Below are 12,711 nucleotides of genomic sequence, written 5' to 3'. Positions count from 1 at the left end.
CGAAAAGATGAAGGCGAATACTTAGGTATTCGCCTTTTTTGTTATGTAGTTTCTTATAAGTATTGAGGATTTTGTAATGTGGCTTATTTGCTTTCTAAAAGGTTGTATTAACTTGTTATACCAGCTATTCAATAACTACACTATGAATGTTAACTATCGTATTATACCGTGTAATATCACTAGATTAATGATTTAAAAAAATGGTAAATGATAGCTACGAAAAATCTAAACAGCTATTAGCTTTTTCTAAAAATCAAGTAGAGAAAGCTGGGCGTACGATTAGAAAAAACGAAGGTGACTTTGAATCGGCAGTCAAGGTGATTCAAAATTTTCGTGCGGCTCATTTATATCCATTACAAATAATTAAAAATTTAGTTTGGAAGCATGTAAAAAAATTACATTTATTAGAAACAGCTACAGTCGTTAGGCGATTAAAACGGTTGCCTACGATAATTGATAAACTACAAAGAAAATCTTTAGACGAAAAAACTGATAATGCGATCAGCTTAAAAAGAATGCATGATATTGGTGGGTGTAGAGTAATTTTAGAATCATTAGACGATTTAAAACAATTAAATAAAAGTTTAGACTCAAGTCGAACTGTTCATGGAGTAAAGATATATGATTATATATCTTTACCTAAGCCTAGTGGATATAGAGGAATACACAGGGTTTATAAGAGTTATGCAAATTCCGCAGATCATCAATGGAAAGGCTTTCAAATTGAAGTACAGCTAAGAATTCGATTACAGCATTTGTGGGCCACTACAGTAGAAATAGTCGATATTATTGAAAAAGAATCATTAAAAACCAATCCAGCGAATGCAAGTAAAAGTTGGAAACGACTTTTTAAGATAATAGGAGAGTTTTTAGCTGTTAAAGATGGTTCTTGGCAAATGTCTGATGATGTTTCAGCTAAATATAAACATGAGTTAGTTTCTTTAAACTCTGAATTGTCTATATCTCATAAATTAGATACTTTTAACAGCGCATTTAAATTAGATGAAATAAAAAAGAAATCTAAAGATAGCGGGTACACTTTATTGGTTTATAACACTAAAGAGCGTAAAGGTAATGCTTTTTTGTATAGTGAAAATAAAAAAGAATTAGCCCTTGAACATTATGCTGAAAAAGAAAAAAACATTGATAATAACGTATTACTTGTTGCAGGAAGTGACCTTAAATCTATTGAAAAAGCTTACCCTAACTATTTAAGTGATACTTCTGAATTTCTAGCCGAATATAGCCGAATTATACTTTCATAAACTTTATATTAGTAGATTTAAAATAAGGTAAGACAGTTTTCTTACCTTATTTTAAATCTAACTTTTTTAGAAGCCTAAGCCAATATCGCTTTAACTATTTTACCGTGAACATCTGTTAGTCTGAAGCGGCGCCCTTGGTATTTAAAGGTGAGCTTTTCGTGATCAACTCCCATCAAATGCATTAATGTCGCTTGAAAGTCGTGCACGTGAACAGGATCTTTAACTATATTGTAGCCAAACTCATCGGTTTCACCGTATACGCCGGGTTTTACACCACCGCCAGCCATCCACATAGTGAAACAACCGGGGTGATGATCTCGACCATAACCTGTTTCTGTTAGCTTACCTTGTGAATAATTTGTTCTACCAAACTCTCCCCCCCAAACAACAAGCGTATCGTCTAATAAACCGCGTTGTTTTAAGTCGGTGACTAATGCCGCTGATGCTTGGTCTGTTTTTTCACAGTTAGCTTTTATACCACCGGGTAAGTTGTCGTGTTGATCCCAACCTTGATGATATAACTGAGTAAATTTAACGTTGCGCTCTGCAAGTCGTCTAGCAAGTAAACAGTTAGCTGCATAGGTGCCCGGTATTCTTGAATCCGGCCCGTACATATCAAATACCCAGTCTGGCTCATCGCTAAAATCAGTAGCATCAGGAACTGATTTTTGCATACGTTCGGCCATATCATATTGAGCGATACGCGATTTAATTTCTTCGTCTTTCCATTTTTGATATTGCAGATCTTGTAGCTTTCTGAATTTGTCCATCATTGAACGACGATCGCCGGTACTTAACCCTGGAGGATTATTAAGATATAAAACCGGGTCTTGACCACCTCTAAATTGAACACCTTGATGTATAGACGGTAAAAAGCCATTACCCCATAGGCGTGAATAAAGCGGCTGTCCACCAGCGTTACTTGACACCATAACAATAAAAGGTGGTAAGTTTGGATTGTCAGTACCTAAACCATAGCTGAGCCATGCTCCCATACTTGGGCGGCCAGCAATAGGAAAGCCTGTTTGTAAAAAGGTAATAGCCGGATCATGATTAATGGCATCTGTATGCATAGATTTTACGATACATAAGTCATCAACAATTTTTGCGGTATGTGGTAATAATTCACTTACCCAAGCACCAGACTCACCATGCTGTTTAAAATCGAATACTGAACGCGCTAGAGGTAATGAAGTTTGTTGAGCACTCATGCCTGTTAATACTTGTTCGCCTCGTACTTCAGCAGGAAGCTCTTGCCCATGTCGTTTGTCTAACATGGGCTTGTAATCAAAAGTTTCTAGCTGCGACGGACCACCACTTTGAAATAAATAAATAACACGTTTCGCTTTTGCGGGGACGTGTGGCGAACCTAAAATACCATCAAGGTTTGGTCCTTGTTCTGCAGCAGCCGTAGCTGCAGCAAGGTGAGGGTAGCCTGCTAAAGCACTAGCACCTAAGCCAAGTGAAGCACCTTTTAAAAATTGACGTCTGTTTATCATAATATTTCTCTTTTCAATTCTTTTATTGTGATTAACGCTTAATAACTACAGCATCGTGATTCATTAACATGTTTGTTATAGAGCCAAGCGACGCAAGTTGTATCTTATTGTCAGACGCTTTTAATGGTTTATCGCCTACGGCTAAAAACTCATCAGCTTGTGCAGGGTTCGCTGCAAAGGTTTGGTTAATGTCATTATACATACTTATAATAATGTCTAATTCTTGAGCCGTTGCTTGATTACTGGTTAGCTTGCGATATACCCACTTTAGTTGTTCATCAAGTGATGATGAATGACTCATTGCTTTGCTTGCAAGTACACGCGATGCTTCAATAATTTGCGGATCATTTAGTAAAGATAATGCTTGTAATGGGGTACTGGTTTGTTGCCTTTCGCCCACGGTGTAACTACGCATTGGTGCATCGAACGCGGTCATATTTGGTGGTGGTACACTACGTTTGTATATGGTGTACATTGATTTACGATATAAATCGTCGCCTGAACCGTGCTTGTAAGGGGTTCTGCTGTTCATTTTCCAAATACCGTCTGGTTGATAAGGATATACGCTTTCTCCACCGATAGAGTCAACTAATAAACCACTGGCTGCTAAGGCGTTGTCGCGGATCATTTCTGCTGTTAAACGGTTCGTTGGGCCACGCGCATAAAGCTTATTTTCAGGGTCTGCTTCCATTAACTCTTGGCTAGCTATAGATGATTGTTGATAGGCTGATGACGTTACCATGAGTGTTAACATGTGTTTAATGTCCCAACCTGAATCAACAAATTCTCTTGCTAACCAGTCTAATAACTGCGGATGTGTAGGTAATTGACCTTGGTTACCAAAATCTTCAGGTGTACGAACAATGCCTGTGCCAAATAGCATTTGCCAGTATCGGTTTATCACAACGCGCGATACTAATGGATGTTTAGGATCTGTTAACCATGCAGCCAAACCTAATCGATTTTTAGGGAGAGATTCATCGTAAGGTAAAATGGTTTCTGGTACGCCTGGGCTTACTGCTTCACCATGTGATGCGTAGCTGCCTCGTTCTAGTATGTAAGCTTGTCTAGGTTCTGGCATTTCTTTCATTACCATTATTTCTTGAACTTGCTCGGCCATACTGTTTTGTTTTTGGCGTAGCGAGATTAACTTAGATGCTGTTTTTTTATAGTCAGGATTAAAACTTTTGTTAAATAAAGCAAGCAGTTCATCTTTGTTATTAATAACAGACGGGCTGTTTACATTGTTTATGTTAGCAATCTCTATACGGGTTAAGTCTCTGTTATATATTTTTAGATCGTCAACTAAAGCGTCTTTTGTGCCACGGCTACGCCAGCGAGCACCTACTTTAATGCCTATTTCTTTTAAAACACCTTTATGGGTATGTTTTATGTCTTTAAATAGGTTGTCTTTATCAACATTCATTGAGATAGCTTCACCGTTAATATAAAAATTAACACCTTCTGCTTTTGATGAACCATCGTAGGTCATGGTTACGTTTAACCATTGGTCACGTTGTGCGTTTTCTGGAGAGGTTAAAGCAATGGCGTTAAAAGGGTAGGTGTGGGCTAAACGTACTAACCAGCGGTTGTTTTGAATACCAATATCAAAGCCTTTAAAGTTATATAAAATGCCAGCTTTGTTGTAATGTACTAATACACCTTCTTCAAGTTCATTAGGCAGTTTTACATCAATACTTACGCTAAAAGGACGCGCTCTATCAAAGTCGTTAACTGACGGGAAATAAAGCGGATCGTCACCATTGAGTTTAATGGCTTCACGTCCGTTTTCTGAAACGTGAACCATAGCAGGGCCTTCTTTTTTCTTGGGATTTGAACCAAAAATCACTTTACCTATGGCTTTAGGCGAAACCTTATTTGCAATTGCTTTGTTGCTGTCGCGTTTAGTTAACGGGAAATGGGCAATCAGTGCATCTTTACCTTTAGCTTGTTTAATTACTTGAGTATTCGCTGTTAACCACGCATTAAATCGCTGGTTTTGTGCGTTGTATTCAGTTTCTAATTGATTAGATAAATCTGAAATCTCGTTAGTTACATTAGCTAAGTTTTGCGCTTGTTGGTTTGTTGGCATTAACAAGGTAGGCACAGGAATGTCTGTAGGGTCGTAAGAAATTTGTCCTGATTCATCAATATTGTTGAAAAAAGCAAAGGTTGAATAATAATCTTTTGCAGAAATAGGGTCGTATTTATGATCATGGCATTGTGCACAATGCATAGTTAAACCTAGTAAGCCGGTACCTACAGCTTGAACACGATCTTTTACGTATTCGACTCTAAATTCTTCGTTTACAATACCACCTTCACCATTTTGAGCATGTACGCGGTTAAAAGCGGTTGCTAATATTTGTTCTTGGCTTGCGTTAGGCATTAAATCCCCTGCAATTTGCCAAGTAACAAACTCATCAAAAGGGCGGTTTTCGTTAAAGCTTTTTATTACCCAGTCACGGTAAGGTGACATATCACGGTAATAATCGGTACTGTAACCATGGGTATCGGCATAGCGAGCAACATCAAGCCATTCAACGGATAAACGTTCACCAAAACTTGGTGAAGCCATTAAGCGAGCAATTAGTTTCTCGTAGGCGTTTTCGTTAGTATCTTGTAAAAAATCATCTATTTCTTCTAATGTAGGTGGTAAGCCTGTTAGATCGAAAGTGACGCGCCTTATCAAGGTTTCTTTTTCTGCTTTTTTATTGGGTGATAAACCTTTATCTGCTATTTTTTTAGCAATAAAGTTATCAATAGGGTTACTGGCCCATTCGTCATGCTTTGTCGTTGGTGTTTTTGCTTTCGCTGGCGTAATGTAAGCCCAATGTTTTTTATATTCAGCACCTTGGTCAATCCACTTTTTAATAATGGCTTTTTGTCGAGGTGTTAATACTAAATTAGAAGATAATGGCGGCATTATGTAACTTTCGTCGGTAGACATAATACGCATAAAGGCTTCACTACCTTCAGCATTACCAGGTATTAGCGCTTGTATACCATTATCGGTTACATGAGACGTTGCTAAGTTAAACGAAGCAAAGCTTAAACCGTTTTTAGCATTAGGTAAATCAGGTCCATGACATAAAAAACAGGTGTCAGACAGAATAGGCCTAACATCAAAATTAAAATCAACCACTTCAGGAAGCGGTTCACTAAATTCAATTTCAGGTTCTTTATCATTACAACCTAGCAGTAAAATACTGGTTGCGGCGAGTAAGGTTAACTTATGTGGTTTTAAATAATTTTTCATTTTAGCTCTTATTATTAATGCTTAAACGCGTTCTAATTTAATCGGGTAAATTTGGTTTGAATTCCATTGACCCACGTAAAGGTTTTCGTCGTCATCTACACATACTGCATGGCAATGGTTAAACACGTCGTAAGTGGTTTGCATGGTTGTTAATTCGCCATTTTCGTAATGAGGTCTTGTACCGCCAGGGTTTGAAACGACTTTATTATCTTTATCTAAAATAGTGATAAATCCTGAATTTGGTGCCATCTTGCCATCAATATGCGACCAACAAACGGGCGCATAAAAGTTTTCACCTTTAAAAGTGGGTCCGCCTACATAAGCTCCCGGTAATGAAATGTCGCCTATGTATTTACCGTCCAATGTGTATTTTTTAAGAGCGCGTTCAGCACGAGAACTGATCAGTAAATGATGATTGTTGGGATCTCGTGTATCAACACCAATACCATGAGTATTTTTAAGATTAAGGTTTTTATCGGAATTCTTGTTACCTCCCCAATGTCTTATGTAACGACCATTGCTGTCGTAATGAATAACGTAGTCAGAGCCGTAGCCGTCAGTTACATATAAATCACCGTTGGGCGCTATGGTAATGTCGGTAGGTTGAAAGGGCATGCCGGGCTCGTAAATACCAATGGTTAATGGATGACCAAGGGTATAAACCAATTTACCTTCAATGGTTAATTTTGAAATAAAACCACTTTGTTTATACCATTTGTTCTTCCATTGATTATCAGGTCGGTTTCTATCTAACACCCAACCACCATCAACGATGTAGATGAAGTCTTCGCCATTTTCTCGTGATATTTTAACAGAATGGGCGCCGGGGTATTGTGTACCCCAAGCGTCTATAAATTTTCCATCTTTGTTGTATATCACAAAGTTATTTACGTCACTGTCTGTCACCATGATGATCCGACCTTTTGAATCAAAATCTAATCCATGACAGTTTTCTACAGGCACTTTATGAGGATCTAAATCGCCCCATAAGTAGTTAACTTTGTATTTAAAGTCGCCGTGTCCCACAATTTTTCCATGAGGACTTCTGCCAGCTTTAGGCAATGGTTTTTTAGGTGGTTCATGTGCGATAGCTGAGGTTGATGCACCAGTTAGAATAGCGCCAGTAGTTAAACCTGCGCCTAACATAGAAGATTGTTTAAGAAACTGGCGCTTCTTCAAATCGGGTTTAATAGAATCAATAGCTTTTTTAGTATTGTTATTTTTATGTATCGTGTTTTTATTATTCATAATATCTACCTTCAAAGAATCCAGTTTTTTATGCTTTTTTGTTTGTATTACTAGGAATTGATAAGCCTAAAATAATGTTTTGTTTTGCTTTATCGTTAAATGACGATGCGCTTGTTGGAGTTATTTTTGTTTGCCCTACATAAACCGCTTTTAATTTAGGGAGGGTTTCTAATGCCGATAAAGCCTCATCATCTACAGCCGTTTTATACAAATTTAAGTATTCAAGGTTGATTAAGGGCGACAGTGCATTGATACCTTTACTGGTTACACTATTTTTTTCTAATCTCATTTTTATTAAATAAGTTAATTGTGCTAATTGATTTAGTTGTTCATCAGTAACATTTGAGTTAACTAAATTAAGGTAAGCAATATGAGATTTTGCTTTTAGTAAACTGGCAAGCGCTTCAGGGGTTAATCCTTCACTAGCTGAAGACAAATCAACATCAATATAATTAACGTTCTTAGCAATTGTTTTCACTACAAAACCATGGCTTTGTAAATCACGCACGGTTTCTACTGATAGCGGCTCTACTTTAGCTAGCGGCCAACTACCTGCTTTAGGTGTTAGTCCTAGTGCGCGCATTACTGCGAGTTTAGAGTCGCTTGATAACGTGTGGTCGGTTACCATGCCCGATGTAGGTGAACCGGCGTTTATCCACCACGCTATTGTTTGCACTTGCTCGTCTGAAAGAGGTGTTTTCCCTTCTGCAGGCATGTACTTTTTATCATGGCTGTCCATCGTTATACGTTTGTATAACTCGCTTTTATCAATGCTATTACCAAAGGTTTTACCTGAACGCCCACCTTTTTCTATGCCTTTAATACTCGCTAAATTTAATTGACCTTTTTGTTTACCGTCGTTATGGCAACTTACACAGCGTTGCTTAAATATAGGTTCAATTAAATCAGCATAGGTTTCAGCTTGAGCAATAGACGTAATAGGTGGACGAGGTTCTTTATGCGGTTCAAAACCTGCGAGTACACGCACAACGTTAGGTGCATGTTCAACCAAATAGGTTTCACCGTGGGTCATATTTGCGCCGTAATGTCCTGTGCTAAACAATAAAAAAAGCTGCAATGAAGCCAGTGCACTTATTACAACTTTGTTTGTTTTTGTGTTAGCTTTTTTGTTCGGTATTTTTTTAGACAGGAATACGCCAAAGTATATCCAACATATAATGGAACAAACAGCTACCGAAATACCAAACGCTTTATGTATAAATACCGCATCATCGCTGTATCCACCGCCTAGCGATAACATATAACCTAAAGTACACGCACCTATTGCTGAAAGTGCCCCCCAAAACCAAACCCAGGTTAATAGTGAGTTTCTAGGTTTGTTTTTTACCGCATAAAAAATCTCCATTAATGCTGACATTAACAAGATACCTATAGGTAAATGTAAAACTAATACGTGAAAACGACCAAAAAATTGAATTATATCCATCAGTAAATTTTATTTTTTATATGTAATATTGATGATATTACTTAAATTAGTTGATGAGTGACATTGGTATTATTGATATTTATTTGTGTAAAATTGATAATTTAGATGTGAAGAAAGTTGATGTGTTCGAGATAATAAGGGAGTATATGCCTTAGATCTTAGCTGGAGATAATAACCAACATAATTGGTATAAAATAATATGCAACCAGAAAAAATAGAAACTGGCTCTAACGGCTTTGTTTGGAAAAACATATTACCTGACGAGCTTATAAGTCAAATTAAGCTACATGTTTATACCGCACATAAAATGCAAACAGATACATCGTGGGCAGGAAGTGATTTTATTAATCACTATAATAGACTGTATTATGTAGAGTCGGGTGAAGCAGTTTTAAAGTTTAAAGACAGTGAAATTTTGATGAAGCCTGGATATCTATATTTGATCCCCGCTTATCAATTAATATCTCATTACAGTAAAGGTGATTTTACTTTTTATTGGACTCATTTTCAGGCATCACTTGATGCAAATCTTGATTTATTTATGATTTATGGCAACCCACAAGGTATAAATTGTAAAGCATTACCGCATATTCCACAGGACTTTGAAGCTCTTATTCAATCCATAGATAAAACTCATCCTACGATTGTATTATCGCGTATGTTGCATTTATTGCGTTTGCTTGAACCTTTTATTGAAAAATTTTCAGAACAACCTAATTTGCCGACTCATTTTAAACATCAAGATTTAATCCCTGCATTAGATATGATCCGAGTTAATTTAACTAAACCACTCGAAATACAAACATTAGCTGAGATCAGTAACTTATCGCCAGAGCATTTTTCTCGTAAGTTTAAGTTAGCATTTAACATTTCACCTAAGCGATATATTTTATCTAAGCGTATTGAGCTAGCTAAGCAGCTTTTATTAGATAAACTTTCTGTAGGGGAAGTATCGGAGCAATGCGGGTTTTGTGACTTATATCATTTTTCACGAACATTTAAACAAAGTACAGGTATGTCACCAACGCAGTTCTATAAAGCTTATGCACGTGATGTTTAATTTACTCATATAAAAAAGCCAAAGCATTTTGAAGTGCTTTGGCTTTTATTTAAACGTGCGACGTGAGAAAGTTAATTTTCTAACTGTATTTTATACACAAAAGGTAAATCATTATTAAAGCTGATTTTTTGATGCTTTATTGTTAAACCTTCTTTTGATTGTTGCCACTCAATTTTGTTTGGTTTACCTATTAATTCGACAGATTTAACTTTTATATTATGACCATACTGCAAACGCGAAAGCGCTTTAAGTATAGTGTCGTTTGTTGATTGTCCAAATTTAATTGCGTATAGGGTTTTGTTGTCTTTTGAACGAGTATAGCGAATATCTTGTGGGCTAAAGCCTTTAAAATGTAAATCAGCTAAATGGCCTTCAGGCGTAATAGTAGGGCCTTCGCCGTAAGTATACCAAGGACGTGTAGCATAAATTGCCTCACCATTAACTTTTAACCATCCGCCTATAGCAAGTAATAAATCTTTTTGTTCTTGTGGAATAGTTCCATCTGCTTTAGGTGCAATATTAAGTAATACAGAGCCATTTTTACTCACAATATCTACCAAGTCTTGCACTAAACGTTGCGCGCTATAGTATTTCATAGGTTCAGCGTAACCCCACGAGTTAACACCTACCGAAGTATCAGTTAACCAAGGTTGAGGGTAAATACTGCTCATTCTGTTACGTTCTAAATCAATGGTTGCTGAACCTACGAGTAAATCAGGAGTTTTGTAAGTTAATACAACGTCTTTCTTCCATTTTTCTGCGCTGTTGTAATAATTAGCGGCCATATCCATACGTGTTTGTTCAGGTAGAATATTCATGCGGTTATCAAACCATAATAAATCGGGTTTGTAGCGGTCGACCACTTCATTAACTTTGGCTAACCATTCATCTGCAAATTTCTGTGGTGGCAACGTTTCAGGATGCAAAGGCGTTATTACACCATTAGCTTTAGCTGTTCCCCAAGCGGTTTTGTCAGATGTTGGACCATATAGGGCTTCATTTTTTGGGTTGCTTGCGTCAGTGTTTTTGTCTGATGTTGGATACCAACCCCATTTCCAATGATGATGGAAAGACGTCATAAACTTTAAGCCTTCACCACGTATCGCTTTTTCAAGTTCAGCAACGACATCTCTTTTCGGACCCATATCAGCGGCATTCCAAGGTGTTAGTTGGGTATCCCACATAGCAAAACCGTCGGCATGTTCAGCTACAGGACCTGCAAATTTAGCTCCTGCTGCTTTATATAATTTTGCCCATTCGGTCGCATCAAATTTTTCAGCTTTAAACATCGGAATAAAATCTTTGTAGCCAAAGTTTTTTAAATCGCCGTAGGTTTTTTTGTGATAAGCGTTTAAAGGATGGCCCTCAACATACATATTACGGCTATACCAATCAGATCCAAAAGCCGCTTTTGTTGCAGAATAAGGTCCCCAATGTGCGTAAATACCGAATTTGGCGTCTTGAAACCACTCGGGTGCTTGTTGATACTGAGCTAAAGAATCCCAGTTAGCTTTAAATTTAGGTGATTCAGCTGCACTAACTGAACTTGTAGCTACAAACATAAGAGCTGTTGAAGTAAGCGTTAATAGTTTATTCATTATTATCTCTGAAGTTGTTTTTATTAATGAAGTTATTATGTGAATTATTGACATTCTACGGAGCAAATCAATCAAAATGAATAGATATAACTGACATGCTTTTGTGTTTTTATGATTTTTAGGCTTTGAAAAAGGTAAGCATTAGTTATGTAATAAGTATAAAAAACATTTTAATGACAGAGTAGAGCCACAGAGGAAGATAAATTTATGTGCTTACTTTTTTTAATCAATAAACGAATTACGCTAATTTCACGAATTTTTTAAAACAGTAAAGCACTTCTCTGTGTAGAACGAAGTCCCTCGGTGACCTCTGTGGTTGTTGTTCTTTTAATTCGCGTGATTAGCCGACTTGTTACTTCTGAAAACATAACAAATAACTCTGTTTTTTAAGTTTTCTTTGGCGTAAATTCAAGTTTAAGTTTTGTCGTTAAGCGAATAGCAAAATAATGAGAAAGGTAAAGCTATGATAGGTTGTAATGAATACGACACCATTGAAATAGTATGCATGTATAAATATCCGATTAAACTCACCTTAAAAACAGGTGTGGTTGTTAGTGGTGTAGCACTTGATACCAAACGTAATAATAATCGTGAAGAATGTATAAAAATTGAAGTTGAAGGTGTTGAAATTTTAGTGGTTTTAGACGAGCTTTCAGTATTAGAAGTGTGTATTGCAAATCCTCATTTTAAAATAGTTTCTTTTACTTAATTACTCATTCTTATTGTTAAATCATCATAAAAAAGAGACTGATTGAATATTCAATCAGTCTCTAATATTTTATCTTTACATTTTATGTCTGATTAAAGAGAGTTGTTGTAAGACTTAACCACTATTTAACCGTAAATTTAACGTCTTGCTCGCGTAATAAATATAGCGCAAAACATGCCGCCCACATTGGCCATGCTGTAAAAAATAATAGGTTATTAAAACCATCAATATATTGATTGTAAGATGACAACGTAGACATACCGTGCATGATAAAAATTATGCCGTAAGTTATACGTTTTTTAATGCCAGCTAAAAAAGCAAGTACAAGTAATAACTGTAATGCACCGAGTATGTAAGCAATAGTATCGCTTGAACCACTAATACCATAAAACTTTTCAAATATGCGTGTACTATGTCCTGGATTTATAAATTTATCTAATGTCCACATAATCATCACGATAAATACGCCAAGACGTAAAGAAAATAAAGACCATTGCAAACGATTTTGCACATCAGAACTTATTGAATTACTCATAAAACTAAAATTTCCTAAACTAAAAATTTATATACATTAGAAGTAGTAAGACCGTGGTTTTATTTTTTTTCTTTCAAATAAAAAGCTAATT

At 36.5% G+C, this 12,711-nt stretch carries 9 protein-coding genes; 3 read left to right on the top strand and 6 right to left on the bottom strand.

Annotated features, from left to right (window positions below):
* Positions 1-200 precede the first annotated feature (200 nt).
* Positions 201-1,265, top strand: a complete 1,065-nt coding sequence (locus tag B0X80_RS18235) for a RelA/SpoT domain-containing protein (RefSeq protein WP_077342906.1) — start codon at positions 201-203, stop codon at positions 1,263-1,265.
* Between the two features lie 74 nt (positions 1,266-1,339).
* Here B0X80_RS18235 and B0X80_RS18230 read toward each other — a convergent pair whose 3' ends face one another.
* The 4 genes from B0X80_RS18230 to B0X80_RS18215 all read right to left on the bottom strand — a co-directional run bounded on the left by B0X80_RS18230 (position 1,340) and on the right by B0X80_RS18215 (position 8,718).
* Entirely contained in the window at positions 1,340-2,764 is a 1,425-nt protein-coding gene (locus B0X80_RS18230) for a DUF1501 domain-containing protein (protein WP_077342904.1), read from the bottom strand.
* Positions 2,765-2,795: 31 nt separating this feature from the next.
* Entirely contained in the window at positions 2,796-6,023 is a 3,228-nt protein-coding gene (locus B0X80_RS18225) for a DUF1553 domain-containing protein (RefSeq protein WP_245825497.1), read from the bottom strand.
* 21 nt (positions 6,024-6,044) lie between these two features.
* A complete protein-coding gene (locus B0X80_RS18220) occupies positions 6,045-7,169 on the bottom strand; it encodes an NHL repeat-containing protein (protein ID WP_245825499.1) in 1,125 nt (374 codons plus the stop codon).
* Positions 7,170-7,299: 130 nt separating this feature from the next.
* A complete protein-coding gene (locus tag B0X80_RS18215) occupies positions 7,300-8,718 on the bottom strand; it encodes a c-type cytochrome (RefSeq protein WP_077342902.1) in 1,419 nt (472 codons plus the stop codon).
* A 199-nt stretch (positions 8,719-8,917) separates the two neighbouring features.
* On the opposite strand from B0X80_RS18215, the gene B0X80_RS18210 reads away from it, so the two are divergent.
* A complete protein-coding gene (locus B0X80_RS18210; RefSeq protein WP_077342900.1) occupies positions 8,918-9,778 on the top strand; it encodes an AraC family transcriptional regulator in 861 nt (286 codons plus the stop codon).
* A 71-nt stretch (positions 9,779-9,849) separates the two neighbouring features.
* Here B0X80_RS18210 and B0X80_RS18205 read toward each other — a convergent pair whose 3' ends face one another.
* On the bottom strand, positions 9,850-11,376 hold the full coding sequence (locus tag B0X80_RS18205; protein WP_077342898.1) for an alpha-L-fucosidase: 1,527 nt from the start codon (positions 11,374-11,376) through the stop codon (positions 9,850-9,852).
* Between the two features lie 463 nt (positions 11,377-11,839).
* On the opposite strand from B0X80_RS18205, the gene B0X80_RS18200 reads away from it, so the two are divergent.
* Complete coding sequence (locus tag B0X80_RS18200) at positions 11,840-12,085, top strand: Rho-binding antiterminator (protein WP_077342896.1); 246 nt, start codon at positions 11,840-11,842, stop codon at positions 12,083-12,085.
* A 121-nt stretch (positions 12,086-12,206) separates the two neighbouring features.
* On the opposite strand, the gene B0X80_RS18195 is transcribed toward B0X80_RS18200, so the two are convergent.
* The gene (locus B0X80_RS18195) at positions 12,207-12,620 is read right to left on the bottom strand and encodes a hypothetical protein (RefSeq protein WP_076420947.1); all 414 of its coding nucleotides are present in this window, start codon (positions 12,618-12,620) and stop codon (positions 12,207-12,209) included.
* Between the last annotated feature and the right edge of the window lie 91 nt (positions 12,621-12,711).

It is taken from the genome of Pseudocolwellia agarivorans (assembly GCF_002000085.1).
Taxonomy (GTDB): Bacteria; Pseudomonadota; Gammaproteobacteria; order Enterobacterales; family Alteromonadaceae; genus Pseudocolwellia; species Pseudocolwellia agarivorans.
Note: the sequence above shows the minus strand (reverse complement) of the source record. Positions and strands in the feature narration are given on the sequence as shown.